The following is a 25,693-nucleotide window of genomic DNA, read 5'->3' as shown; positions in this document are numbered from 1 at the left end:
ACAACGGATCAATCACAGAAATGCAATGAAAAAGAGAATAATGCCCGGTATTCTTATCCTTCTGATGTTACAGCTATTACCTGTATATGCTGACACTCCAGTGATTACTGTCAGTATTCCTCCACAGGCGTACTTTATTCATCAGATTGCAGGTGAAAATCGCTTTGACGTAAATATCATGATTCCTAATGGTCAGTCTCCGGCAGTGTATTCTCCAAAACCATCCCAAATGATGAAAATGAATCGGTCCGATGCCTTTTTTCTGATCGGTCATCCGGCCTTTCTGTTTGAAACCAAACATATTTTTCCTTATGTGAACAGACGCAAGGATATCCCCGTGTTCAACCTATACCGGGAAGCCCTGAACGTCTCTTACACTCCAGATGATCACGACCCCCATCTTTGGATGTCCCCAATCCTCATGAATAAGATGTTGAAAGACTTGACACGTTTTCTCCATGAGTTTTATCCGGAGGATTCGCTTCTCTTTCGTCAAAATGCACAACGGCTCTCGGAAAAAATTATAACCCTTCAGGATAGTATACAGCATTTGATCAGGGAACATCAGGTTCGTGAGTTTTTTATTTACCATCCGTCCTGGGGGTATTTTGCCCGGGATTTTAATTTGTCTCAAATTGCGATTGAGACCCGCGGACACGAACCAGGTCCCGGACATTTGATGCAGATCTCCCGTCAGGTCCATGAACATGATCATAAAAAAATTATTGTTCAGAAAGGATTTAATCAAAAGAGCGCTGAAGCACTGGCACACGAAACAGGAGCCGGGCTGGCAGAGGCAGACCCATTGACTTATGACTGGCTGGAAAGCATCAGAACAATGACAACAATTCTGGTTAAACCATGATGAATAAGACGAATACTGTTATTGAAATTCACAATGTCTCTTTCGGATATCGCCCGAATAATCTGATACTAAAAAATATCAGTTTTACAATTACACCCCGGGACTACCTTGTAATTATCGGACCGAATGGTGGGGGAAAGACAACCTTGTTAAGGGTGATCGCAGGGTTGCTGACACCCATCCGTGGTAAAATCACCTACCATCCTCCCTCTCTGGAAAAGAAAATCGGGTATGTCCCCCAGTTTTCAAATTTTGACCAGAATGTCCCCCTCAGGGTTTTGGATGTGATCAAAATGGGGAATTTGAAGAAGTATTGTTTTTTAAGCCCTTCCCGGGGTTTATCGGATAAAGAACCTGTTGAACTGGCAAAGAAATTGAAGCTGGATTCTATTCTGGATAAGCCCGTCAGTGAACTGTCTGGGGGACAAATGCAACGGGTACTTATAGCCCGGGCTATTATTGGTGATCCGGGTATTCTGCTGTTCGATGAACCCACTGCTTCAATAGATTCCGAATCCCGACAGATTTTCCAGTCAGTTATCCATGAATTGAATCAACATATTCCAATTGTCATGGTTACTCATGATGCTTCGGCAATTGCTCAGGAAGTAAAACATATTGCCTGTATGAATCAGGAGCTGTATATCCATGATGTGGGGAAAGTTTCGGAAGAAACCCTGGAAAAGGTCTATGGCTGCCCGGTAGACCTTATCGCTCATGGAGTACCCCACCGGGTTTTAAAATCACATAACGGACGCAGATAATGGGACTTGACATTCTATCCTATGACTTTATGAAAAATGCCATGCTTGCCGGTTTTTTAGCCAGCCTAATGTGTGGTGTTATGGGTACTTTTGTGGTCACCAAACGCCTTGTATTTATCAGCGGGGGGATCAGTCATGCTGCCTTTGGGGGGCTTGGACTCTTTTTTATGCTTGGTCTGAGTCCCATTTTGGGAGCTTACGCCGTTGCTGTCATCGCGTCTTTGATTCTCGGGTATTACAAACCTTCAAAGATTAATTCACAGGATGCTTATATCGGCATTCTGTGGTCCGTGGGTATGGCAGCAGGTATTTTAATGATCAGTCTTTCTCCTCAATCCTATACTCCCAATTTGATGTCCTATCTCTTCGGAAATATTCTGATGGTCCGGCCAGAGGATCTGATATGGATGTCCATTCTGACAGTTTCAGTTCTGATAATTATTTTCGGCTTCTTTAAATATTTTTTATCTATCGCCTTCGATGAGGAATTTGCGCAGCTGCAGGATATTCCGGTCCGGCTTTTCCGGATGATTCTCTTTGTTCTGACGGGGTTGACAATTGTGACATTGATTCAGGTTGTGGGAATTATTCTCGTCATTGCCCTGTTAACCATACCTCCGCTGCTAAGCATGATTTTTCTCAATGATTTCAGGCGTGTGCTCCTCTTCTCCGTCCTGATTAGTATTTTTCTAACTCAAAGTGGGATTATCCTCTCCTTTTATCTGGATCTGTCCGCCGGTCCGGTGATTATCCTTCTGGGGGCCATGATTTTATTTGGAACATATCTTCTGAAAAGAAATAATAAATTGGTTAAATGAAACGGTAAACCGGTCATACAGTGTGGATCATTTTGTCCAATTACAGATTTAAATGAATGCAGGAGAATTCAATGAAAGAATACGATATCAATACAAATACGGATAAGGATCAACAGGGATTGCTTCTTGTTTCGGATATCATCCCGGATAATCTGAACATATTACCCCTTTATAATCGTCCGGTTTTTCCCGGCATTACCCTTCCCATCACTTTCAACGGGCAGTCACATGTGGAAGAAATTCGCTATGCTATTGAAAAAGACGGCAATTTTCTGGGAGTTTCCCTTGTTAAAAATTCAGATAACCCAAAGCATGAAACATTCCGTCTGCACGAAACCGGATCCATCCTGAAAATTATCAAAATCATTCAGATTACAGATGATTCTGCCCATTTAATCGTCCAGGCTATTTCACGTTTTAAAAAGGTCCGGGAAATTCATCATCCGGACTTTACACGCTGGACTGTAACTCCCGTCCGGGATAATGAGGATGAGATGTCGGATTCCCTTAAAGCCTACACCCTGTCTGTTATGACGAATGTCAAAGAACTGATCGCCCTGAATCCATTGATGAAAGAACAACTCAAGATGGTATTATCCCAGATTAGTTACGACAAACCGGGTCTGGTAATGGATCTGATAGCCCAGATGTTGTCAGCAGAGTCATCGGAACTGCAGGAAATTCTTGAAACATACGATTTAAATCGCCGGGCGGAAAAGCTCCTTCTACTCCTTCGTAAAGAAATTGAACTGGCCCAGCTTCAGGAAAAAATCCAGAAACAGATTGATGAAAAGATCAACAGGCAGCAAAAAGAGTTTTTCCTCAGGGAACAGCTGAAGGCAATTAAAAAAGAGCTTGGTCTGGAAAAGGATGATAAAACAGCAGAAATCGAAAAAATTGAAGAAAAGATAAAATCCCTTACATTGCCGGCGGAAGCCCTACAGGTAGTTCAGGAAGAATTGGATAAACTCCGCATTCTGGAGCCTGCTTCTGCAGAATTTCATGTGACCCGTACCTATCTGACGACACTCACCGATCTTCCCTGGGGTTTTTACAGCCGGGATAACCTGGATATCCACAAAGCCCGTGAGATTTTGGACAGGGAGCATTTCGGTCTTGAAGATGTAAAACAACGCATCCTGGAAGTTATCAGCACAATCATTAAAAGAGGACGCGTTGCCGGGTCTATTCTTTGTCTTGTAGGTCCTCCCGGTGTAGGAAAAACCTCTGTAGGCCGATCCATAGCCAACGCCCTGGACCGAAAATTTTACCGCTTCAGTGTTGGTGGAATGCGCGATGAAGCTGAAATTAAGGGTCACCGGCGCACTTATATCGGTGCCATGCCGGGAAAAATCATCCAGAGCCTGAAACGGACCGGGACATCCAATCCTGTCATAATGCTGGATGAAATCGATAAAATCGGCATCAGTTATCAAGGAGATCCGGCATCAGCCCTTTTGGAGGTTTTGGATCCCGAACAGAATCAGTCTTTCCTGGATCACTACCTGGATGTCCGGTATGATTTATCCAACATCCTTTTCATCACCACAGCCAACCAGCTTGACACCATTCCATCCCCTTTGCTGGACCGGATGGAGATTATCAAATTGCCGGGATATATTCTGGAAGATAAAGTGGAAATCGCCAAAAAATTTCTCATTCCAAAGCAACGGAAAGAACACGGGTTGTTTACTAAGGATATTTCCATCAGTGATGGAGCCATCAAACGGATAGCAGGACAATATGCCCGGGAAGCCGGCGTGAGAAATCTGGAAAATCAGATAAAAAAAATCATGCGTCAAACGACACTTTTACAGGCAGATAAAGGAAACCATAAAGTTCAGGTGAATCAGAAAAACCTTGAAGAATTCCTTGGAAAACCTATTTACAAAACAGAACAACTCTATACGAGACAAAAACCCGGTATTGTGCTGGGTCTGGCATGGACACCCCTTGGGGGAACAACCCTTTATGTTGAAGCCTCATCTGTCATGAGCAAATCTGCAGGTTTCCAGCAAACCGGTCAGCTGGGAAAAGTAATGCAGGAATCCTCCCATATTGCCTATTCCTATGTTAGGTCATATATAGACAAACATCCTCATGAAAAATCTGTAAAAAACTTTTTTCGTGAAAATCACATCCATTTGCATGTACCGGCTGGAGCCACACCCAAAGACGGCCCATCTGCCGGAATTACCATGGCTCTGGCTCTTTATTCCCTGGCCTTGAATAAATCTGTCCGCCGGGATATTGCCATGACGGGGGAATTGTCTCTGACAGGAAAGATTTTACCGATTGGAGGGGTAAAGGAAAAAACCATCGCAGCCCGACGGGTTGGAATCCGGGAATTGATTCTGCCGTCTGATAATCGTCCGGATTATGAAGATCTGAATCCTAAAATCACCGAGGGTATTCAAAAGGTCCATTTTGTGGATTACTTTGAAGACTTGATTCCCATCACCTTCCCCCGTTCACAGAAGGAATGATCGCCTTTCAGCAAGTGAGAGCTGATGGAAAAAAATGAAAAATAGGGACCTCCGGCAATACTATCCCTGCATCGGGGACACATCGGCTTATCACACCGGGTGATCTCCGGGAAATCCCCAATAAGATCCGACATACGATTGATAAATGCCTGGAAAGGATATATCCTCCAGGTTGATAAACCTGTTTGACAAACGCTTTCAAGGTCTTTCAGGTAAGGTCTGCACTGTTCAAAACCATCAGAGCATCCCCCCACCCGCATCGGTTTTACTTGATTGGTACTGTCTTTGTACCACCGGATAAAGGGATTTCTGCCTGCCTTCATTTCAGCATAATGGATGGGCGTTGCTTTGCTTAAATCAACATCTATCAACACAATTCTTGCTTGTGTGTCCTCCATGAGGATATCATAAGGAGCATACACATTCCAGGGAGTTTGTGTTTTTATAATTTTCTCTGCTGCCGGTCCTATTCCTGCAAAAGCATTCTCAGGATGAAATCCAATATGTGACGTACCACGCTTAGCAATTCGTCGGGCTACGATTCCCATCAGCGGACTTATTTCTTCCGGATCCATGTCTCCTGAATAGGGCTGTGGATTGTTCATATATTCTGGTTGGTCATCATTGCCATTTTGCAGAATCTTTAGCTGGTGGACATCATGCACCTGGTTCCCATAACGGTGGGCGGGAACAATGAGTGTTATTCCATGAAATAGGAGAAGATCGATAAAAGTTTCGGGAGACGGAATAAGACGGGACAAGCGGTTAAACGACATATGAAGGCAAAGTATGGTATGACTTAATGAATATGTTTTAATGACTGCTTCCATTTCACGTAGTGATTTATTCATGATGAATTGTAAACATAAACAATATAATAATCAATAAGAAAGAAGAAGAAGAATCAGAACATTTTGGAAAGGGAGAATAATTGTGGGGGGTGTAAAACACCCCCCGCCCGGCACTCATTGGTCCTGAGATATTTCGCTCATTAATTCGCGAACAATGTGGGATGATAACTTCCGGTTAAATTCGGAAGCATTCTGGGAGTACATAACATGGGTTCCATTCCTTCGGCACAAAAGCAACTCATGATCTGCCATGATCTTAAGATGCTGGGATGTGACGGGTTGAACTTCCCCTATGAGATTTTGAATCTCAGTCACGCTGTACTCTTTCCCATCCAGGACCCGGAAGATCTTGATTCTTGCAGGATGCCCCAAAACCTTGAAGGTTGAAGATAACTTTTTCAGGGCTTCTGGTGAACAAATCGGATCTTCCTTTTTCTTCACATTTTGACGTCTAACCCCCATTGAGATCCTCCACTTGTTCAATTAATGTAATGTTCTATTTGACAATCTACCTAAATCTATTATTTTACATTTCTCTTTGTCAACTAAAATCTTCATTTAACTAATTATTTTTAGTTTTTAAAGTTTCTTAAAAAACTCTGAAATTAAAAAAGGGGAGCTATCCCCTTTCTTTATTCTGTCGGAGCGATAGGATTTGAACCTACGACCCCTTGAACCCCATTCAAGTGCGCTACCGGGCTGCGCTACGCTCCGAAAGTTTGCTATTATAGAGTTTTTTCCCTTTAAAATCAATCCAATTTATACTGTATTTTTTCCAGTTCATGATTAAGTGTATCAATTTCTTCCTTGATTTTCATCAGTAGGTTTAGAATTCCTGAATGCATCTCTTTTGCAGATTCCTGAGGTTTATTTGTCTGATTTACTTGCTCTTCCTGTGTTGCAGGCATGTTAGTTTCTGTTGTTTTCTTTTCAGCACCCTTTTTCGGTGGATAAAATGAATCCAAAGCTTCATTCAGGGCATTTTTATCATGAAGCTCCTGTATATAATCGATGGCACCATTGATGGTTAGCTTCTGTACATAAAGCAGATACTTAATTAAAAAAATTAATTTGATATCCGACTCTTTATAAATCCTGTTTCCGGCACTGTTTTTGCCTGGTTGTAAAAATGGGAATTCATTTTCCCAATAGCGTAGTGTGGGCTGGGTTACATCCGTGATGCGACTGACTTCACTGATGGAATAATAGAGCTTTTTCATTTTTGGAAGTGCCATTTCCCGATCAACCTTTTCTTTAAACGTACGAATTAAATGATTGATAATCAACACTATTGAATATTTTACCTAAAATATGCTTTTCAAGGTATACACCATGATTCATTTTTCACTTCTTTAGCTTCTGGGGATGAGTGAATAAGTATTGTAATCTTCAAAAGCCTGCAACTCCCGAACACTTCGAATCAGATCATCCGCCCCAATACCTTGAATCAGTCCCATGGTTTCCAGGGGTGTCAGATAATCTCCATACGTCATCACATGCCGGGCAATCCGTTCCATCCTGTTTTCAGGATTTTCCAGACTGATTATCAGTTGACCTTCAAATTGCATCCGGATACGCATCAACTCCTGAGCTGATATGGATCCTGCATGGATATTCCTGATTTCTTCCTGAATTAAATCCCGGACAAAATAGCGTTTTGACGCATCTGTCCCGGCATATACTCCAAAAACACCACACCCTAAAAAGGTATCCATAAAAGACTCAATGGTATAGACAAAACCGAATTTTTCGCGGATATGCTGAAATAGCCGTGATGACATACCACCGGACAACATCAATTGTATAAGATGAAAAGCGTATTTCTGGTACCGGTCTTTCACAGGGAAATGACATCCGTAGATAAGGTGGGATTGCCCGATATCATCCTTCTCTTCCCATTCAAATCCACGGGAGATGACATCCGGTAACGTTTTCTCAACGCCATGCTCATTATGTATATTTGGAGAGATCGTGCAATGTCTTTCCAAAAATGAAACAATATCTTGTGGATTTAATGCACCAGATACTACAATGACCATGTTTGATGGATGATAATACCGGCGGTGAAATGCATGAATATCTTCAGGTGTAATGTGTAATATACTCTGCTTATTCCCTAAAATGTAGGTCCCAAAGCTGGACTCCGGATAAAGCTTCCGGATAAAAGATTCGTTGGCATAATCCTGGGGTGTGTCCATAAAATCATTGATTTCCTCCAGAATCACACTTTTTTCCTGCTGGATATGCAATTCTGAAAATTCAGGATTCAGTATCATATCACAGAGGATATCCAAAGCTGAGAGCACATCCCTGGGTAAAACCCTGGCCACAAAAGTCGTTAAATCTTTTTCCGTGTATGCATTGAGAATCCCCCCTTTCGATTCAATAGCATCCACAATATTAAAGGAAGACCGTTTTTTAGATCCTTTAAAAACAAGGTGTTCAATTAAATGAGCGATACCGGATAGTTCGTATCGCTCATGAATTGAACCAGCTTTAACAAAAACGCCCACGGCGGTTGAAGATGCACCGGGGACGTTTTCCGTTATAATTGTCAGTCCGTTTGTCAGAACGGATTTAATGATTTTTGTTTCGGTCATTTCTCCGGTGTTGTCCCGGTTTGGAATCATGGGACTTTTTATCCCGGTCGTAATGACGATACCGTTCAGGTGGTTCGGATAAACGTTTAATACTGAGGTTCATCCGTCCCTGCCGGTCTATTTCAAAGAGGATGACATCAGTTTTATCACCCACATTAAGAACATCACTGACCTTTTCAACCCGTTCCCATTTCAGCTCGGAAATGTGTACGAGTCCTTCTTTTCCTGGCATAAACTCAACAAAGGCACCAAAATCCATCAGGCGGGTTACCGTTGCATCTTTGTACACTTTGCCCACTTCCGGTTCTTCTACAAGTGCCAGAATCCGTTTTTCCGCTTCATCTGATGCTTTGCTGTCGTGTGTAAAGATATTGACGGTTCCATCGTCTTCAATATCGATTTCCACACCGGTATCGGCAATGATTTCCCGGATAACTTTACCGCCGGGACCAATCACCGCCCCGATTTTATCAATGGGGATGTGAAGCGTGGTGATCCTGGGTGCCCATACACTGAGCTCTTTTTTAGGTTCAGTTATGGTTTCCCGCATTTTGTTCAGGATATACTTCCTTCCTTCACGGGCCTGCAACAGGGCTTTTTCCATCTTTTCGTAAGAAAGTCCCTGAATTTTCAGATCCATTTGAATGGCCGTAATTCCATCATCTGTTCCGGCAACCTTGAAGTCCATATCTCCATAATGATCTTCTTCACCAAGAATATCGGATAATACGGCAAAGTCTTCACCTTCTGTAATGAGTCCCATGGCAATGCCACTCACCATCTTTTTGACAGGTACACCGGCATCCATGAGAGAAAGACATCCGCCACAAACCGTTGCCATGGAGGATGATCCGTTTGATTCAAGGATATCACTGACAACCCGGATGGTATAGGGGAATTCTTCATGGGAGGGAACCACATTTTTCAGTGCCCGTTCCGCCAAGTTTCCATGCCCGATTTCACGCCGGCTGGTACCCCGGATCATTTTCGCTTCTCCGGTACAGAAGGGCGGGAAATTATATTGAAGCATATAGTGTTTCTCCCCTTCTCCATCAATATTGTCCAAAATCTGTACATCCTGTTTCGATCCCAGGGTCGTGACCACAAGTGCCTGAGTCTCTCCCCGTGTAAAAAGGGCAGATCCGTGAGCACGGGGTAAAAAGGCGATTTCCGAGGTGATAGAACGTATTTCATCTGTCTTTCGTCCATCGATCCGGATTCCCTCTTTCAGGATCTTCTTCCGGATTTTATCCTTGATCAGGTCATGAATTTCTCCCGCTACAACATTTTTACAGTCCGGATACTCTTCTTCCAGTTCCCCGGTGATCTTTTTCACCAGTTCCTGTTCAAAATTCACCCGTTCCTGTTTCGGCAGAATACTGATGAGTTCATCAATTTCTGTCGTAATTTTTTCGCGTACAACCTGTTTCAGGTTTTCCAGTTCATCAAAAACCGGCGCTTCCCGTTTCACCGGCTTGATTTCTTCTGCCAGTTCCAACTGAAGTTCAATGAGTTCGTTGATGGCTTCCTGGGCAACACGGATGGCTTCGAGAAAGTCTTTTTCACCGATTTCCTTGCTTTCTCCTTCTACCATGATGACGGAATCTTTCAATCCGGCGACAAAAAGATCCATATCCCCCTTTTCAATCTCTTCAAGGGTTGGATTGATGATATACTTGCCGTCCACACGTCCCACCCGGACAGAGGCAACAGGCCCTGCAAATGGGATATCAGATATTGTCAAAGCTGCAGAAGCAGCCACGGCTGCCAGGACATCCGCCTGATTCACCTGGTCATAAGATAACACATTGATCACAACCTGGGTCTCAAAAAACCAGGTTTTGGGAAGCAAGGGCCTGATCTGACGATCTACAATCCTTGCGGACAAGATCTCACGGTCAGATGGACGGCCTTCCCGCTTGATAAAACCACCGGGGATTTTGCCGCTGGCATAAAATTTTTCCCGGTATTCCACCATCAAAGGAATGAAGTCTGCCCCTTCCCGTACCTCTTTCTGAGAAACGACGGTGGCAAGAACAACTGTCTCGCCTGCTTTGGCAAGGACAGATCCATGAGCCTGTTTAGCCACTTTACCGGTCTGCAGACTGGTTTTAATTCCTTGAAATTCTCGTTCTTTTACAATCAAAATAAACTCCTAATTATTTACGCAATCCTAATTTCTTAATGATGTCTCTGTAACGGTTAAAGTCATTCTTCATAAGATAGTTCAACAAACCACGACGCTGTCCTACAAGCTTCTGGAGTCCACGCCGGTTGTGATGATCCTTTTTATGAATCTTGACATGTTCCGTCAGATCCTTAATGCGTTTTGTTAACATAGCAATCTGGACTTCAGGACTTCCTGTATCCTGCTCATTTTTTCCAAATTCCTGAATGATTTCCTTCTTTTTTTCCGATGATAACGTTGACATCAGTCCTCCAACTTTAATTCTTTACAATATTTTTTATCTTTTTCCAACTGTTTTTTCAAATCATCCACGCTGTTAAACTTCATTTCTTCGCGGACATAATGAAAAAACTCCATATCCAGTTCACGGCCGTAGAGATTGTTCAGTTCCTGGTCGATCACATGGACTTCAATGGTGAGATGGTTCCCTTCAAAGGTGGGTCTGGTGCCTATATTGCACATCCCTTTAAAGGTTTTTCTCTGAATATGGACCTTCACACAGTAGACGCCTTCTTTCGGTATGATCTTTTTGGGTGACGAAGGAAGAATATTCAAGGTGGGAAAACTGAGGGTTCTCCCCCTTTTTTCACCCGAAATAACACGTCCTTTCATGTGAAAGGGCTTATTCATGTATTTTTTAGCCGACTCCATGTTTCCGGTGGCAATAAGGTGTCGGATATTGGTTGAATTTATAATAAAATCACCGTCACTTACACGGGAAATTATTTCCACATCGAAACCGTATTTCTGATTACCCAGCGCTTTCAAACGCTGTGCTGTGCATTTCCGGTCTTTTCCGAAGGTGTGACTTTCTCCGATGACAAAGCCTTTAACCCGAATCCGTTTCATAATATAGCGTTCCAGGAAAACTTCTCCCTCCAGATTGGCCATGTACTGATTGAAGGGCTGAATTACAATATAATCAAGTCCGGTAACTGCAAGATTTTGAATCCGTTCTTCCAGGCTGTTAATAAAACGAATCGGTTCACGGGATGGATTTTGAACAATCTCTCTGGGATGGGGTGCAAAAGTGATAAGAATGCTTTTTACCTGATCTTCACGGGCCCTTTCCACAAGCCGGAAAATGACTTTTTGATGTCCCAGATGAAACCCGTCAAAAGTTCCAATGGTCACATACGCTTCCGGATTTCCGGGCAAGTTATCTAAGCTGCTAATAATTTCCACTGTTCGATAAAATCCTCAATAGTAAGACTCTCTTCCAGGCTAATATCACCTATTCTCAGACGTATCAGTTCTTCTGCCAGCGCTGCAGTTCCCAGGGCTTTACCCAGATCATGCGCCAAAACACGGATATAGGTCCCGCTGGAACAAGATACCCGGATCCGAAATGTATCCTCAGTAAAATCTAAAAGATCAATTGTGTATATTTCGATGTCTTGAGGTTTTCTTTCCACAAGCTCCCCTTTTCTGGCTTTCTTGTACAGGGGAGTTCCATCTACTTTTTTTGCAGAATACATGGGTGGAATCTGCTGTTGATGGCCTTTGAAAGATTGGATAGCCTGTAGTATCATATCCCTGCTCAGGTGTACGCTTTTCTGAGCCTGATGAATTTTCCCGGTGATATCCATGGTATCCGATTCCATTCCTGTCCGGATCAATACTTCATAACTTTTATCTGCTTTTAAAAAGGTATTCAATTTCTTCGTGTGTGTCCCAAAACCTACCATCAGCAGACCTGATGCAAAGGGATCCAGTGTCCCCCCATGTCCGACTTTCTTAAAACCTGTCACATTTCTTAATTTTTTGACCACATCAAAAGATGTCCATCCGGCAGGTTTATGGATTGGGACAGTCATACCTTTGATATTATTCTCCCAGATCTCGCAGTATTTTATTAATTCTGTCGGCATATTCCATGGAGTCATCTTTAAATATTCTTATTTCCGGTACCAGTCTGAGACGGATATTCCGGGCTATAAACATGCGGATTTGCTTGATATTTTCCTGGATTTTCTGAAAAACACCCTCTCCCTCAGCGGTTTCGGGATAGATGCTGATATAAATATCGGCATATTGCAGATCCGGAGACATTTCAACCCGGGAGACAGATATCAGGGATTCCCCCGTCAGTGCCTTTCCCTCACGGATAAAATATTCACCCAGTTTATGCTTTATTTCAGAGGCAATCTGCCTTTGTCGTTTATTTTGTTGCATCTTCCAGTGTTCTTCTCACGGACTTCTCTTTATAACATTCAATAATATCTCCTTCACGGAAGGCATCAAAACCATCAATGGTGATTCCGCATTCATAGCCTTCCTGAACCTCTTTTACATCATCCTTGAAACGTTTTAATGAAGAGAGATATCCCTGATAAATTTCTTCTTTATTTCTCAGTATCCGGATTTGGGCATTCCGGATCATTTTGCCTGATGTAACAAAAGACCCGGCTACTGAACCGATTCGGGAAATTTTAATAATTTGCCGGACTTCCGCTTCACCCATTACTTCCCGGATTTTTTCCGGTTCAAGCAAGCCTTCGAGGGCTGCTCTCACATCATCCACTGCGTCATAAATAATCGTGTAATTCCGGATTTCCACTTTCAGTTCTTTGGCTGCTTCAAGGGCTTTCGTTGTGGCATTGACATGAAAACCGATAATCACGGCCCGGGATGCTGATGCCAGGTTGATGTCGGTCTCATTAATCATTCCAATACCCTTGTGGATCACATTCACCGCCACTTCTTTAGTGGAAAGTTTCATGAAAGCATCGGCCAGGGCTTCAATAGATCCGTCCACATCCCCTTTGATAATCAGAGCCAGTTCCTTGGTCCGTCCATCTTTAATTTGCCGGCCGATTTCATCCAGTGTCTGCAGTGAATATGACCGGAATTCCTGTTCCCGGTGAATGCGCTGACGCTCGGTGGCAATTCGCTTGACTTCCCGCTCATCATCCATACAGATAAAATGGTCACCGGCCTGAGGGACGTCATCAAATCCCTGAATCTGGACAGGATCCGCCGGATAAGCTTCTTTGATTCGTTCTCCCTGATCATTGATCATCGCCCGGACTTTACCGGCAAAACGTCCGCAAATGAAGGGATCCCCAATTTTCAGGGTTCCCCGTTGAATCAAAACAGTGGCTATGGCTCCCAGTCCCTTATCCAGCCGTGATTCTATCACCACACCCCGTGCAAGTCCCTTCTTTGTGGATTTCAGTTCCAGCACTTCGGCTTCCAGGAGTATGGAATCCATCAATTTATCGATATTAATATTTTGCTTTGCTGAGACTTTTACACTCTGGACTTTTCCACCCCAGTCTTCCACGAGAACGTTGTTTTCAGACAATTCACGAATGACCCGTTCCGGATCAGATTCAGGTTTATCAATTTTATTGATAGCAACAATAATGGGAACTCCTGCTGCATGGGCATGACTGATGGCTTCTTTTGTCTGGGGCATCACCCCATCATCTGCAGCCACGACAATCACAACAATATCCGTCACCTGGGCACCCCGGGCACGCATCGCCGTAAAAGCCTCATGTCCAGGCGTATCCAGAAAAGTGATCCGTTTCCCATTACTAACGTCTACATTATAGGCACCAATGTGCTGTGTAATACCTCCCGATTCCCCATCAACAACCCTCGAATTCCGAATGGTATCCAGAATAGACGTTTTCCCGTGATCCACATGTCCCATCACAGTTACAACGGGAGCTCTTTCTGTTAAATCCTCTTCATCAATCTCTTCTTCCGTCTCGTTCAGAATCTCTTCTGTATACTCCTCGAGCTTTTTCACTTCCATATCATATTCAGCACACAGGAGTTCAATGGTGTCCCAGTCCAGCCGTTGATTGATTGTCAGCATCAATCCCAGTCCCATCCCTTTGGCAATGATGTCCGTACTGGGGACATCCAGCTGTTTGGCCAGTTCCTGGACGCTGATAAACTCTGTGACTTCAATGATACCGGAATCTTCCTGCACAGGAGCTTCTGAAGCACTCTGGGTATGTTTATGTTTACGGCGGGTTTTCCGTTCATCCATCGCCGCCAGGGTAGATTTAATGGATTTGTTCACCTCATTTTGATCTACTTTACGGCCTTTTTTCTTACTTCGGCTCCTCTTGGGAGCAGATCCGGCCTGGGCTACGGTTTTTTGTTTTTTGAACTGATCCAGCCGGGATTCGATTTCAGATACCTGGTACCGTTTGGTGGCTGATTTATGCCGTCGTTTCAAATCTTCAAGCTTCTTTTCGTATTCATCCTCATCAGAAGTTACGCCACCACGTTTTTTATGCTTTTTCTTCTTTTTCTGTGTCTCTTTAGTCTCTTTTTCAGGAATAGCTGCCGCTTTTTCTTCAGATTCTCCTTTTTCCGGTTCTGTACTTTTCTTTTTATGTTTCTCTTTCTTCTGTTCTTTTTCCAGTTCTTTTTTGGCTTCGGCTTCGGCTTTCAAACGCTCTTCTTTTTCTTTGCGGACCTTCTCTTCAATCTCCCGGGCCTTCCGGGTCTCTTCTTCTAGCCGTTCCTTTTCCTTTTGTTCTAAATCATCTTCTTCCTTTAGTGCCCTCAGACGTGCCTTTTCTGCCTTGATCCGTGCTTCTTCTTCAGACTTTTTCTGTGCTTCAATCTTTTTTTTCTCTTCTTCGTCCGCTTTTTTCTGGGTGATTTTTTCTTTGCGTTCATCATGCGCTTTTTTATCATCATCCGAAAAATGAGACAAGACAAGACCCAGATTCTCTTTATCCAAAACCGTATTAATTTTGGCTTCAATCCCATGCTTTTCCAGCAGGGAAATGATATCATTATGAGAGATATTCAGTCTTTTCGCAAGTTGATATATTCTTACAGGCTTCTCTGAGGTCATTCAGAATTTCCTTTTTATTTTTTACAACGACTTAACCCTGATTGTCATCGAGATCCAGTTCATCCTGCTTATCCCGTTTGGATTGCAGGGCATCCTGAACAATGGTTTCGATTTTTTCAAAGGTCTTTTCTCCGATTCCTTTAATTTCAAGGAGATTGGCTGTTTCCGTATTCAGAAAATCTGCAACCGTTTCAATACCGGCTTCCTGAAGGGCATTGACCTGGGTTTTGGTAATTCCTTCCAGATCCTCAATGAAAATATCATCCCCTTCCAGACGGTTATATTCGGAACGGCGTATAGCATCAATATCGTATCCGGTCACCTGTGAGGTCAGATTGATATTGATTCCACCGGTACCAATTGCCGTGGCGATTTCGTTGTCATCAAAGACAGCCAGTGCCGTACGGCGGTCCTCATCAATCTCAATAAAAAGAGGTTTCGCCGGTGACAAGGCTCTGGAAATGAGGACTTCCGATTCATGGCTGTAACTGATGATATCTACATTTTCCCCGGCCAGTTCATTGACTATGGTTTTAATCCGGCTTCCTTTGATACCTACACAGGCACCTACGGCATCAATCCGTTTATCATTGGATTCTACGATGATCTTGCTACGCCGGCCAGGGACGCGGGCAATGGCTTTAATTTCCACGATTCCATCAAAAATCTCCGGCACTTCCAGTTCAAAAAGCCGTCTTAAAAAAGATTCATCCGCCCTGGAAATGATGATTTCAGGCCCTTTGGGGGTCATGTTCACTTCTTTGATAATGGCTTTTATGGTATCCCCACGGCGATAACGCTCTGTTTCAATCTGTTCACGGCGTGGCATTTTAAGCTCAGTTTTGTCAATATTGACAAAAAGGGATTCCCCCCGTCGGATCTGGTGGATACTTCCCACAATAATTTCTCCGATACGGTTGGTATATTCCTCATAGATCTGATTCCGTTCAAGCTCCCGGATTTTCTGACTTAAAACCTGTTTGGCAGCAGAAATGGCCCGGCGTCCGAATATGTCCGGATCAATCACCTGGACAATGACATCACCCGGCTCCACATCATCTACATCCTGGCGTTTACTGGCTTCTGTAAGGGAAATCTCCCGGACTTCATCGTCCAGGTCTTCATCAGCCACCACTTCCAGTTCCTGGTAAATTTCAATTTCTCCCTTATCCGTATTCACAATAATGTCGAAATTATCTACATCACCATATTTTTTCCGGATAATGGATTCAAACACCGATTCAATAATTTCGGCGACCTCGGTTCTGGCAATCCCTTTTTCTTTTGCCAGCTGGGCAAAGGCATCAATAAGTTCTTTGTGGTTCAAAGCAGATCTCCTCTTACCACTTAATTTTTACTTTGGCTTCTGTTATGGCATCCAGGGGAATTTCAAGTGTCTCCCCCGATGTCGATCCTTCTTTCTGAAGAATAACCATGGAATCCGTCGCATCCACAATGTTTCCCCTGACGGGACTTGGAATTGTATCCACTGTATGGCGGATTTTCACCAGCCGTCCCCGGTTCTTCACAAAATGCCGTGGCAAGCGAAGGGGAAAATCCAATCCAGGTGAACTCACTTCCAAATCGTAATGCTCACTGAAGGATTCATCAAACCACTCACTTTTCTGGATGTCTTTGGAAAACTGTTGAAGGTCAGCGAATTGAATCCCTCCTTCTTTGTCACATAAAATCAGGATGGTCCCCCCACCACTCTCCGATATACGGATGTCTTCAATCCACAATCCACGGCTATCCGCCATGGCTTCAACCTTTGTTTTCAGTTCATCTTTCAGGGTCATTCTTCGCACCTATAATAGAAAAGTGGGATTAATCCCACTTTCCAGTGTATAATTTATGAATGAATTGTATATGTAACAAGGAAATAGTCGTTTATTTTCCGATCAATGCGCGATAGCTTACGATTTTATTTTTCTGGACATCATTCAGATCCAATTTTTCAAGAAGATCAAGGACTTCTTCAGCTTTTTGTGTATTTCCGGCTTTCAGGGAATTTTGAAAAACTTTTTCACCAAAGTTGATTTTTCGGCTGGTCAATTCTGCAAGTTTAAGAGCTTCCAGATAGAATTCTGCTGCTTTCTCATATCCTTTTCGGCTTTCTTCCACGGCTCCCAAAGCAGCCCAGGCCGTGGTTTTCATCAATCTGTCCCCGGATTTGCTGCTTAAAAATTCCCTGTAATTTTCCTCAGCTTGCTCGTAATTCCGGTTCTTCAGGTGAATATCCCCCAGGTAATAGGCGGCATAGCCAATATATTTTTTCCCATAAAGTCCGTCACGGACTTCTGAGAGAAGGCTGACAGCCCGGTCTTCCTGGCCGCTTTTCATATAAAACTGGGCAATGCTGATCTGACTTTTCGCTTTTTCATGCTTTTTAACAACAGACCGGGTGATGTATGAGCCGGCGATTCCAATGAGGATCACGGCAAGCATGATGGTCCAGATCCGCTTTTCATTCCGTTTGTAAAACCGTAAGAGTGCATCCATTTTCTCAAAGAACGGGTCAGTTTTCAATTCCTTCTTGGTCATCTTTTTTCGGGCTTTCAGCATGATTCAACTCCTTATTTTTGTACCCCTGGCAGGACTCGAACCTGCGGCCTACGGTTTAGGAAACCGTCGCTCTATCCTGCTGAGCTACAAGGGCAAAACTATAAAGTTTATCAGTTTTCAGGGTTAAATACAATTCTATATTTCCAGAACGAGGGATTCAGATTTTGGATCTCTGTTCATTAAGTCGTTAACAATTTTCAGAGGATCGGCATGATCAAACATAACCTGATAGACGGCCTGGGCTACAGGCATATCCACTCCGTATGTTTCAGACAGTTTTATGACTGATTGGGTTGTTATGACCCCTTCCGCCACCATGTTCATGGATTTTAAAATATCTTCAAGGGTCCTTCCCTTTCCCAGTTCTTCACCTACATAGCGGTTCCGGCTATGCCTGCTGATGCAGGTAACGATCAGATCCCCCATACCGGTCAGGCCGGAAAAGGTTTCAGGCCGGGCACCCATGGCAAGTCCCAGCTTCATAATTTCATGGGCTCCTCTTACAATGAGGGCAGCCTTTGCATTATCGCCAAATCCTACACCATCGCTGATTCCGGCGGCGATGGCAACGACATTCTTCAGGGATCCACCCAGCTCTACCCCGACAATATCATCGGTCCGGTAAACCCGTAACCGGTCTCCCATCAATAAAAGTTGGACTTCTTCAGACAAATTCTCATCATCTGACGCGGCAACAAGAACTGTCGGCTGGTTTTTGATCACCTCTTCTGCATGACTTGGACCTGAAACTGTCACAATACCCCGGAAAGGATAATGGGTTTCTTCGCGGACAACTTCACTCATCCGCAACAGCGACCCCGATTCAATGCCTTTTGAGATATTCAGAATGAGAGGAGCAGGCCCTTTGAAAGACAGATTCACTTCCCGGCTGACGTGTCGCATGGCATGGGACGGGACAGCGAAAATAAGAATATCTTTATAGGAAACCACTTCATTAAGTTCCTGACTGATCCGGACATCTTCAGGAAACTCCCGGTAAGGAATCAGATCATTGACACGGGTCTCACGGATCCGCCGGACCCGTTCCTGATCATGTTCCCAATAGGAAAGATGATGACCCAGATCGTGAAGATGAAGCCCCAAAGCCGTTCCCCACGAGCCGGTTCCGATGACACCGATTTGTTTGTGTTGCATCATATTTCCCCCATCTTAGTGATAGAGTGTATCGATAATTTCACGGTAATGATTTTCCACAACTGTGCGTTTGATTTTATGGGAAGGGGTGACTTCCCCCTTTTCAATTGAAAATGCTTCAGGAAGCAGGGCAATTTTCTTGATCTGTTCATAACGGGCAAATTTCTGTTGTATCCTTTGGACATCTTCGTGAACTGTATTGACAATTTTGTAATGGTTGATCAATTCCCGGTAGGAGTCATATTGAATGTTGTATTCCTGAGCCAAAGCTTCCATCTGTTCATATTTGGGGACAATCAATGCCGTCAGATAATTGCGTTTGTCTCCGATGATGACAATCTGTTCAATATAGGGGGATTTCATCAGTTCCGTCTCCAGGGTTGCAGGTGCGATATTCTTCCCGCCGGATGTGACAATAATATTTTTAATTCGATCCGTTATTTTCAAATAGCCATCCAGATCAATTTCTCCGATATCTCCTGTGTGAAGCCATCCCTCTTCATCGATCATTTCAGCCGTTGCCCGGGGATCCTTATAATAGCCCTGCATGACATTGGGACCTTTCACCAGAATTTCTCCCTCCTCCGTGAGTTTATGTTCTACATTGTGGATGGGTTTTCCCACCGTGGAGAATTTATAATGCTCCCGTCTGTTTGTATGGGTTACGGGAGAGGCTTCTGTCAGGCCGTATCCCTGAAGGATCAGAATCCCTACGGCATCAAAAAATTCTCCGATCTCTTCCAAAAGCGGAGCTCCGCCTGATATAAAGAATTTGATCCGGCCGCCCGTATAGGATCTCAATTTTTTAAAGACCAGCATATCCGCCGTGGCATATTGAATCCGGTGTATTCCTGCAGGTTCTTTTCCATGCTGTTTGTATTTGCGACTGATCATTCTGCCTGTCTTCATAGCCTGTTTGAAAATCTGTTTTTTTACACCGGAAAACTTTTGTGTTTCATTTTGGATGGCGGCGTACATCTTTTCAAACAGACGGGGGACGGAAATGGCTATAGTGGGTTTAACTTCACGAATTTCCTGAGCGACTGCAGAAATATGGGTGGCAAAACAGACCTTGGCTCCTAAAATCATGGGGATCATATTGCCGGTTGTCCGTTCCAACGAATGAGACAAGGGTAAAAAGGAAAGAAAAACTTCATCATGATCGGGTTTCAGCGTCTCAATGCTGGATATGGCATTCCACCACAGATTTCCATGACTCAGCATCACACCTTTGGGGTTCCCTGTAGTACCTGAGGTATAAATGATGGTCATAATCTCTTCCGGACGGGTTTTCAGGCTTTCATCGATAAAATCAAAAGAAGATCGGGCTTTAGCCTCTTGTCCCGTCGATTCCATTTTCACGTAATCATAGACCCATGGTTCATCCAGACTCCGATCCCAATCGAAAACCACCATAAACTGTAATTCCGGCAAATCTTTTTTAATCCCGATGATTTTTTCCGCCTGATCACGATCTGAGACAAAAATCGCCTTTGTGTCGGAATTTTTCAGGATATATTGGATATGTGATGCCAAAAGGGTTGGATAGACTGTCACTGTTACCATACCCGGAGAAGTTATGGCGTAATCGGTGATGGACCATTCCGGGCGGTTTTCTGAAAGGATGGCAATGTGATCACCACGCCGGATTCCCATATCCCACAAAGCATGTGCAATATTTTCAGCTTTATTCCGCACCTCCGCATAGCTGATATCCACCCATTCACCATGGTGTTTATAAGCATATGCTGTTTTTTCTTTCCACTCATCTGTCGACCGGATAAATTCTGCTGCGATTGTTCTTTTTTCTTCTGTCATCTCTTTTTTACTTGCTTTTTATGGATTTATTTGAAATTTTCGCCCTTGCCATGCCGAGGTGGTGAAATTGGCAGACGCAGAGGACTCAAAATCCTCCGGACTTCGGTCCTTGCGGGTTCGACTCCCGCCCTCGGTACACACAGGGGCTTTCCGGAGCCCCTTTTTTTATTCTGCTTTGTCTGTTTCATCTCAGCATTCAATGCAGAGATCATCTATTTTACGGTACAGAGAACTGAGGCCAATATCCAGAATTTCAGACGCTTTACTTTTATCGAATTCCACCTGTTCCAGTATTTTCCGGATGTGGTATTTTTCAAATTCTCTGACAGCCTGTTTCAGGGCCGGAGGAAAATGTCTGCCGGACACCGGATCCTCCATATTGGCACCCTGAAGATTGTCAATGGTCAGGTATTCTCCGTCACACAGCAGCACTGCCCGTTCAATCATATTTTCCAATTCCCGGACCTCTCCCTTCCAGGGATGATTGATCAGGGCTTTCATCGTCTCATTATCCACACCCTTTACTTTCCGCTTCAGTTCATGGTTATATTTATGGATAAAATGTGTGACGAGGAGGGGAATATCTTCCTGACGTTCCCGGAGAGATGGCAGATGGATTTCCACAATATTCAACCGGTAATATAAATCTTCCCTGAAATTGCCTTCCTCCACTTCCTTCAACAAATCCTTGTTGGTGGCTGAAACAATTCTCACATTCACCCGGATAGGATTGCTGCTGCCCAGGGGTTTAATCTCTTTTGTTTCAATAGCCCTGAGTAATTTCACCTGAATGTGTACAGGAATCTCCCCGACTTCATCCAAAAAAAGAGTCCCACCGCTGGCGGATTTGAATACACCGTCTTTATCCTGGGATGCACCGGTAAAAGCTCCCTTTTTAAATCCGAAAAGTTCGCTCTCAAAAAGGGTTTCGGGAAGAGCGCCACAGTTAATTGGAACAAAGGGCTCATTTTTTCGTGGGCTATTGGCATGAATCGCCCGGGCAATGAGTTCTTTGCCTGTGCCGCTTTTACCGGTAATCAACACATTGCTTGTCGAGTTGGCAACCCGGGTCACCATGTGAAAAACCTGTTTCATGGCCGGACTATTACCGATGATGTTCGAAAAATTATATTTTGCTCCCAGTTCCTTTTTCAGAGAAATATTTTCCGACAAGGTCCGGCGGTATTTGCTGATATGGCGGATCCGATAGATCAACTCCTCAGGATCCACCGGTTTTAAAATATAATCGATCGCTCCTTTCCGCAAAGCTTCAATAGCGGTTTCCACCGTACCGTGAGCCGTGATGATCATTGTAGATGTTTTGGGGGCATAGGCGGAGATGTATTTCAGCAGGTCCATACCATTCCGGATAGGCATGTTCAAATCCGTAATGACCAAATCGTAATTGGACTTCTCAAGACAGGTCATGGCTTCTTCCCCGTTTGCAGCGCTGTTGCACAGATACCCTTCTGAAGAAAGGGCATCCCGGAGTGAATCCCGGACTTCCAGATCATCATCCACAATCAGAATATGGGTTTGAGCCATAGCTTCTCCTTTTATCATCATGCTTCTCAATTTTAAGAATTTATTTCAGGATAAGGGAGAGAACAAGCCTGAAATACTTCCAAAAAATGAAAAAAGGCACCGAAGCGCCTTTTTTCTTCATTGTATTTTTTTTGTTTAGGCTGTTTTTACACCGAAGATCCGGACCAAAACCTGTTCAGTAATCACTGAAACAATCAATCCAATAATCGTGTACCAGGTCCAGTGAATGCTGGTCCCCTGTATCACCAGGATCATGGCGAAGAGGGTTGTAAAAAATGTGACCACATACTGCCACACGTCAGCTTTTTTAAAGAATCGCGTGAGGATAAACATCCCCAGCATAGCACCATAGGTAAAAGAAGCAATTGAAAGTCCAACTTCCACCAGGGGGTTATTCATATTTTTAAACAGGGATGCTCCGCCCACCATGATAATTCCCCAGATCAGGGTTACGAAGCGACTGATTCTGAACAGGCGTTCCTGACTTACATCCAGTTTGAAAAGAGGCTTGATGATATCCATGGTTGTAGAGCTGGACAAGGCGCTCAGGGAACCACTGAGGGTAGACATGGCTGCGGCAAAAATACCGGCAACAGTAATCCCTTTTATCACCGGTGGCAACTGATTAATGATAAAGAGGGTAAACACCTCATCAGATTTGGTTAAGCCTGCTTGCGCCAGGGTGGCTCCATTCCATACGGCATAAATAAGGAGTCCGATAATTAAAAAGAGAGCAAACTGAAAGAAAACCACAAATCCGCTTCCGATCATGGCTTTTTTTGAATCAGCCAGATTTTTACAGCTTAAAACCCGCTGAACAATCAACTGATCCGTCCCATGACTTGCCATGGAAAGAATCGCACCGCCCAACAGACCGGATAAGATGCTGTAGTTGCTCATATCCAGACTGAATGTAAACATTTTAAATTTTCCCGCTTCGGCCATGGTTGCAAAGATAGCTCCCGGTTCAGGCAGAAGATTATAGGCAATGCCAAGGGTAAAAAATGCCGCCGTAATATAGATGATCCACTGAACCACATCCATCCACACGACAGACCGGATTCCTCCAAACCAGGTATACACAACGGTGACAATTCCCATGATCCAGATAGATGCACCATAGCTGAGTCCGGATATCATAGACAGGGGAATTGCCACGGCAAACAGGCGCACACCATCTGCCAGAAGGCGGGTAAACATGAAAGTGATACTCATGACACGTTGCATGGTAATTCCGCCCTTTTCACGGATGGATTCATAGACGGAAATCACGTTTCCCCGGACATACATGGGCAACAGCACAAAAGAGACTAAAAAACGTCCGAGAATGTACCCCAGGCAGACCTGAAGGAAAGAGAGATCCGAAATGAAGGCCAGTCCGGGAATGGACAGAAAGGTAAGGACCGATGTTTCAGCGGCCACAATAGAAATCATCACAGCCCACCAGGGAAGATTCTTACCGGCATTATAATAGCCCTGAACATCCTTAACACTTTTTCCAAGCCAGGTTCCTGCTGTGAACACAACAAGCATAAAGACAACCACAATTGCATAATCAACAAACTGCATGGAATACCTCTCGCATATTTATTATTTTCCGCGGAATTTCCTGTTTCCTGTACTCATTATCAAGGAACTTTTTATCAATTTTGGGATGTTATTAATTTTAAAAATTTTTATATTTTCCCATGGCAGCCCGATTAAGAAAAAAATATGATCGCATCTTCAAGGAAATGACATCTCTTGAATTTCAGAATTCCCGGGATTTCAACCTGAGTGAAGAGGATATTCTGGCGGAATCAGGGGGCATCCGGCATCAGACTAACTTGTTTTTAGGATATTATCATCCCAAAACCATTGATTTATACCTGAAAAAATTTCATGTCTTCGAATATCTTTCCACGTTGGGACTGAAGAATTTGAAATACGTCCTGGATCTGGCGGATTCTTATGAACACAAATTTTGTATTTACAGTGGAAAATATGAGGACTCCAAAAAGGTTGTTGAGATTGTCCTTCGCAAAAAGGGATTGGAGTTGGAAGATTCGCCCTTAAACACTTCCGGGCTCAAGGATGCCGAATTCTTGTATGTAGAATGGCTTTTATTACAGAATCCGGAAAAACAATTTTCCCTTCGCCGTCCCCGTCTGCCGGGACAAGTTTACCCGGGCCTGCGTATCGGGGATCACGTTATGGAAATTTTATATCACATGGCTGAAAGAATCCGGACCTCAGGCCTGGCCAATACTCCAAACTACCTGCATACCGCCGTCCTTTTTTCCAAAGAATTTCTTTTTATCGATCCGGCTATGGAGGCAATAAACCAGGCCATCAAAGGATATTTGATGAAACATTATAGTTTGTGGACCATCGCATGGGCCGGGTATTTCAACTGTATTTACCATCTGGATACGGGAAAACCCCTGGAATGGAAGCCTTCATTAATGGTCCTGCCCACCAGTGATGAAATAAAAAATTACTTTGATTCCAAAGAATACAAAAATTCATACCGGCAATACAAAGATAAGCTCCGGATTGAAGTGGACCGGGATAAGCTGATGACAAAGTACAAGGAAGAAGGGGATGTCACCTAAATCGGCCATACTCACATTGAACGGTTCATGGCAGGATGAAAAGATTCTCCGCTGTCTGATTCAAAAGGGATATTTCCATCTTTGTGCAGATGGAGCCTATGATCTTCTGCAAGGGATGGATATCACACCGGATGCCGTGATTGGTGACATGGATTCGATTAAAAAGCTACCGGATAACTGTCGTGTAATCCCTATGCCCAATCAGGAACGAAATGATTCGGAAAAAGCGCTAGAGTGGCTTATTCAGGAAGGATACTCAACGGTTCATATTCATGGGTTCCGGGGTGATCGTCTGGATCATGAACTGGTAAATCTCAACCTTTTTCTGCGAGTATCCTCCCATCTGGACATTTTTGCGTATGAAGGAGGACAACTGGCCCGCATCCTCCGGCCAGGGGTGTATACATTCCGTGGTCACAAAGGGGATCTGCTTTCTTTGATTCCCCTCTCCCCTGTTGAAGATATCCATTTAAAGGGGACGGAATACACTCTGGAATTTGAAACGTTATTTCCCGGAAGCCGTGGACTCAGCAATCATTTTGTCATGTCTGAGGTTTTTCTGAGTTTTACCCGGGGGATCCTGGTAGCCGTTATTCCATACAAAGACAATATTTGA

The 25,693-nt window shown here is 43.8% G+C and carries 23 protein-coding genes and 3 tRNA genes; 7 read left to right on the top strand and 19 right to left on the bottom strand.

Annotated elements, in window-relative coordinates:
* Window positions 1-25: 25 nt before the first annotated feature.
* The 4 genes from strainIA91_RS05670 to lon all read left to right on the top strand — a co-directional run bounded on the left by strainIA91_RS05670 (window position 26) and on the right by lon (window position 4,933).
* A complete protein-coding gene (locus tag strainIA91_RS05670) occupies window positions 26-865 on the top strand; it encodes a metal ABC transporter solute-binding protein, Zn/Mn family (protein WP_400168149.1) in 840 nt (279 codons plus the stop codon).
* Window positions 862-1,629, top strand: a complete 768-nt coding sequence (locus strainIA91_RS05665) for a metal ABC transporter ATP-binding protein (RefSeq protein ID WP_400168148.1) — start codon at window positions 862-864, stop codon at window positions 1,627-1,629. The genes strainIA91_RS05670 and strainIA91_RS05665 overlap by 4 nt, the downstream gene beginning before the upstream one ends.
* Window positions 1,629-2,447, top strand: a complete 819-nt coding sequence (locus tag strainIA91_RS05660; protein ID WP_400168147.1) for a metal ABC transporter permease — start codon at window positions 1,629-1,631, stop codon at window positions 2,445-2,447. The genes strainIA91_RS05665 and strainIA91_RS05660 overlap by 1 nt, the downstream gene beginning before the upstream one ends.
* A gap of 71 nt (window positions 2,448-2,518) precedes the next feature.
* Complete coding sequence (lon, locus tag strainIA91_RS05655) at window positions 2,519-4,933, top strand: endopeptidase La (protein WP_400168146.1); 2,415 nt, start codon at window positions 2,519-2,521, stop codon at window positions 4,931-4,933.
* Here the strand turns inward: lon and strainIA91_RS05650 are convergent.
* The 17 genes from strainIA91_RS05650 to strainIA91_RS05570 form a co-directional block, all read right to left on the bottom strand.
* Window positions 4,882-5,784: an AAC(3) family N-acetyltransferase gene (locus tag strainIA91_RS05650; RefSeq protein WP_400168145.1), complete on the bottom strand. Its 903-nt coding sequence runs from the start codon at window positions 5,782-5,784 to the stop codon at window positions 4,882-4,884. The two genes, lon and strainIA91_RS05650, sit on opposite strands and share 52 nt — an antisense overlap.
* A gap of 114 nt (window positions 5,785-5,898) precedes the next feature.
* A complete protein-coding gene (locus strainIA91_RS05645) occupies window positions 5,899-6,246 on the bottom strand; it encodes an ArsR/SmtB family transcription factor (protein ID WP_400168144.1) in 348 nt (115 codons plus the stop codon).
* A gap of 178 nt (window positions 6,247-6,424) precedes the next feature.
* Window positions 6,425-6,498 (bottom strand) — tRNA-Pro (locus strainIA91_RS05640).
* Between the two features lie 35 nt (window positions 6,499-6,533).
* Window positions 6,534-7,073, bottom strand: coding sequence for a MerR family transcriptional regulator (locus strainIA91_RS05635; protein WP_400168143.1), 540 nt, complete (start codon window positions 7,071-7,073; stop codon window positions 6,534-6,536).
* A gap of 63 nt (window positions 7,074-7,136) precedes the next feature.
* The gene (locus tag strainIA91_RS05630) at window positions 7,137-8,384 is read right to left on the bottom strand and encodes a M16 family metallopeptidase (protein WP_400168142.1); all 1,248 of its coding nucleotides are present in this window, start codon (window positions 8,382-8,384) and stop codon (window positions 7,137-7,139) included.
* Window positions 8,362-10,533 (bottom strand): polyribonucleotide nucleotidyltransferase, encoded by a 2,172-nt coding sequence (locus strainIA91_RS05625; protein ID WP_400168242.1) that lies wholly within the window; start codon window positions 10,531-10,533, stop codon window positions 8,362-8,364. Before strainIA91_RS05625 ends, strainIA91_RS05630 begins: the two co-directional genes overlap by 23 nt.
* A gap of 10 nt (window positions 10,534-10,543) precedes the next feature.
* Window positions 10,544-10,816 (bottom strand): 30S ribosomal protein S15, encoded by a 273-nt coding sequence (gene rpsO, locus strainIA91_RS05620; protein ID WP_400168141.1) that lies wholly within the window; start codon window positions 10,814-10,816, stop codon window positions 10,544-10,546.
* Window positions 10,816-11,706, bottom strand: coding sequence for a bifunctional riboflavin kinase/FAD synthetase (locus strainIA91_RS05615; protein WP_400168140.1), 891 nt, complete (start codon window positions 11,704-11,706; stop codon window positions 10,816-10,818). Before strainIA91_RS05615 ends, rpsO begins: the two co-directional genes overlap by 1 nt.
* Window positions 11,707-11,735: 29 nt before the next feature.
* Window positions 11,736-12,389 carry a tRNA pseudouridine(55) synthase TruB gene (gene truB / locus strainIA91_RS05610; protein WP_400168139.1) on the bottom strand — a complete coding sequence of 218 codons (654 nt, stop codon included), beginning with the start codon at window positions 12,387-12,389 and terminating at the stop codon, window positions 11,736-11,738.
* 10 nt (window positions 12,390-12,399) lie between these two features.
* Complete coding sequence (gene rbfA / locus strainIA91_RS05605) at window positions 12,400-12,747, bottom strand: 30S ribosome-binding factor RbfA (protein WP_400168138.1); 348 nt, start codon at window positions 12,745-12,747, stop codon at window positions 12,400-12,402.
* Window positions 12,734-15,400, bottom strand: coding sequence for a translation initiation factor IF-2 (infB, locus tag strainIA91_RS05600; protein ID WP_400168137.1), 2,667 nt, complete (start codon window positions 15,398-15,400; stop codon window positions 12,734-12,736). The genes rbfA and infB overlap by 14 nt, the downstream gene beginning before the upstream one ends.
* Before the next feature lie 31 nt (window positions 15,401-15,431).
* Window positions 15,432-16,727 carry a transcription termination factor NusA gene (gene nusA, locus strainIA91_RS05595; RefSeq protein WP_400168136.1) on the bottom strand — a complete coding sequence of 432 codons (1,296 nt, stop codon included), beginning with the start codon at window positions 16,725-16,727 and terminating at the stop codon, window positions 15,432-15,434.
* A 13-nt stretch (window positions 16,728-16,740) separates the two neighbouring features.
* Window positions 16,741-17,199: a ribosome maturation factor RimP gene (gene rimP / locus strainIA91_RS05590; protein WP_400168135.1), complete on the bottom strand. Its 459-nt coding sequence runs from the start codon at window positions 17,197-17,199 to the stop codon at window positions 16,741-16,743.
* 91 nt (window positions 17,200-17,290) lie between these two features.
* Complete coding sequence (locus tag strainIA91_RS05585) at window positions 17,291-17,965, bottom strand: tetratricopeptide repeat protein (protein WP_400168134.1); 675 nt, start codon at window positions 17,963-17,965, stop codon at window positions 17,291-17,293.
* Window positions 17,966-17,985: 20 nt separating this feature from the next.
* Window positions 17,986-18,059: transfer RNA gene (locus strainIA91_RS05580), tRNA-Arg, on the bottom strand.
* A 41-nt stretch (window positions 18,060-18,100) separates the two neighbouring features.
* The gene (locus strainIA91_RS05575) at window positions 18,101-19,123 is read right to left on the bottom strand and encodes an NAD(P)H-dependent glycerol-3-phosphate dehydrogenase (protein WP_400168133.1); all 1,023 of its coding nucleotides are present in this window, start codon (window positions 19,121-19,123) and stop codon (window positions 18,101-18,103) included.
* Window positions 19,124-19,135: 12 nt separating this feature from the next.
* Window positions 19,136-20,938: an AMP-dependent synthetase/ligase gene (locus strainIA91_RS05570; protein WP_400168132.1), complete on the bottom strand. Its 1,803-nt coding sequence runs from the start codon at window positions 20,936-20,938 to the stop codon at window positions 19,136-19,138.
* A 52-nt stretch (window positions 20,939-20,990) separates the two neighbouring features.
* On the opposite strand from strainIA91_RS05570, the gene strainIA91_RS05565 reads away from it, so the two are divergent.
* A tRNA-Leu gene (locus strainIA91_RS05565) sits at window positions 20,991-21,074 on the top strand.
* A gap of 53 nt (window positions 21,075-21,127) precedes the next feature.
* Here the strand turns inward: strainIA91_RS05565 and strainIA91_RS05560 are convergent.
* Complete coding sequence (locus strainIA91_RS05560) at window positions 21,128-22,504, bottom strand: sigma-54-dependent transcriptional regulator (protein WP_400168131.1); 1,377 nt, start codon at window positions 22,502-22,504, stop codon at window positions 21,128-21,130.
* 114 nt (window positions 22,505-22,618) lie between these two features.
* Window positions 22,619-24,052: a sodium:solute symporter gene (locus strainIA91_RS05555; protein WP_400168130.1), complete on the bottom strand. Its 1,434-nt coding sequence runs from the start codon at window positions 24,050-24,052 to the stop codon at window positions 22,619-22,621.
* A 119-nt stretch (window positions 24,053-24,171) separates the two neighbouring features.
* Here strainIA91_RS05555 and strainIA91_RS05550 point away from each other — a divergent pair, with 119 nt between their 5' ends.
* Both strainIA91_RS05550 and strainIA91_RS05545 read left to right on the top strand, forming a co-directional pair.
* A complete protein-coding gene (locus strainIA91_RS05550) occupies window positions 24,172-25,077 on the top strand; it encodes a hypothetical protein (protein WP_400168128.1) in 906 nt (301 codons plus the stop codon).
* A complete protein-coding gene (locus strainIA91_RS05545; RefSeq protein ID WP_400168127.1) occupies window positions 25,067-25,693 on the top strand; it encodes a thiamine diphosphokinase in 627 nt (208 codons plus the stop codon). Before strainIA91_RS05550 ends, strainIA91_RS05545 begins: the two co-directional genes overlap by 11 nt.

The organism is Candidatus Neomarinimicrobiota bacterium (assembly GCA_041154365.1).
Taxonomy (GTDB): domain Bacteria; phylum Fidelibacterota; class Fidelibacteria; order Fidelibacterales; family Fidelibacteraceae; genus Fidelibacter; species Fidelibacter multiformis.
Note: the sequence above shows the minus strand (reverse complement) of the source record. Positions and strands in the feature narration are given on the sequence as shown.

Coding starts and splice junctions, on each gene's coding strand:
- strainIA91_RS05670 (WP_400168149.1), top strand. CDS start 26: ATGAAAAAGAGAATAATGCCCGGTATTCTTATCCTTCTGATGTTACAG.
- strainIA91_RS05665 (WP_400168148.1), top strand. CDS start 862: ATGATGAATAAGACGAATACTGTTATTGAAATTCACAATGTCTCTTTC.
- strainIA91_RS05660 (WP_400168147.1), top strand. CDS start 1,629: ATGGGACTTGACATTCTATCCTATGACTTTATGAAAAATGCCATGCTT.
- lon (WP_400168146.1), top strand. CDS start 2,519: ATGAAAGAATACGATATCAATACAAATACGGATAAGGATCAACAGGGA.
- strainIA91_RS05650 (WP_400168145.1), bottom strand. CDS start 5,784: ATGAATAAATCACTACGTGAAATGGAAGCAGTCATTAAAACATATTCA.
- strainIA91_RS05645 (WP_400168144.1), bottom strand. CDS start 6,246: ATGGGGGTTAGACGTCAAAATGTGAAGAAAAAGGAAGATCCGATTTGT.
- strainIA91_RS05630 (WP_400168142.1), bottom strand. CDS start 8,384: ATGACCGAAACAAAAATCATTAAATCCGTTCTGACAAACGGACTGACA.
- rpsO (WP_400168141.1), bottom strand. CDS start 10,816: ATGTCAACGTTATCATCGGAAAAAAAGAAGGAAATCATTCAGGAATTT.
- truB (WP_400168139.1), bottom strand. CDS start 12,389: ATGACTGTCCCAATCCATAAACCTGCCGGATGGACATCTTTTGATGTG.
- rbfA (WP_400168138.1), bottom strand. CDS start 12,747: ATGCAACAAAATAAACGACAAAGGCAGATTGCCTCTGAAATAAAGCAT.
- infB (WP_400168137.1), bottom strand. CDS start 15,400: ATGACCTCAGAGAAGCCTGTAAGAATATATCAACTTGCGAAAAGACTG.
- rimP (WP_400168135.1), bottom strand. CDS start 17,199: ATGACCCTGAAAGATGAACTGAAAACAAAGGTTGAAGCCATGGCGGAT.
- strainIA91_RS05585 (WP_400168134.1), bottom strand. CDS start 17,965: ATGCTGAAAGCCCGAAAAAAGATGACCAAGAAGGAATTGAAAACTGAC.
- strainIA91_RS05575 (WP_400168133.1), bottom strand. CDS start 19,123: ATGATGCAACACAAACAAATCGGTGTCATCGGAACCGGCTCGTGGGGA.
- strainIA91_RS05570 (WP_400168132.1), bottom strand. CDS start 20,938: ATGACAGAAGAAAAAAGAACAATCGCAGCAGAATTTATCCGGTCGACA.
- strainIA91_RS05560 (WP_400168131.1), bottom strand. CDS start 22,504: ATGATGATAAAAGGAGAAGCTATGGCTCAAACCCATATTCTGATTGTG.
- strainIA91_RS05555 (WP_400168130.1), bottom strand. CDS start 24,052: ATGCAGTTTGTTGATTATGCAATTGTGGTTGTCTTTATGCTTGTTGTG.
- strainIA91_RS05550 (WP_400168128.1), top strand. CDS start 24,172: ATGGCAGCCCGATTAAGAAAAAAATATGATCGCATCTTCAAGGAAATG.
- strainIA91_RS05545 (WP_400168127.1), top strand. CDS start 25,067: ATGTCACCTAAATCGGCCATACTCACATTGAACGGTTCATGGCAGGAT.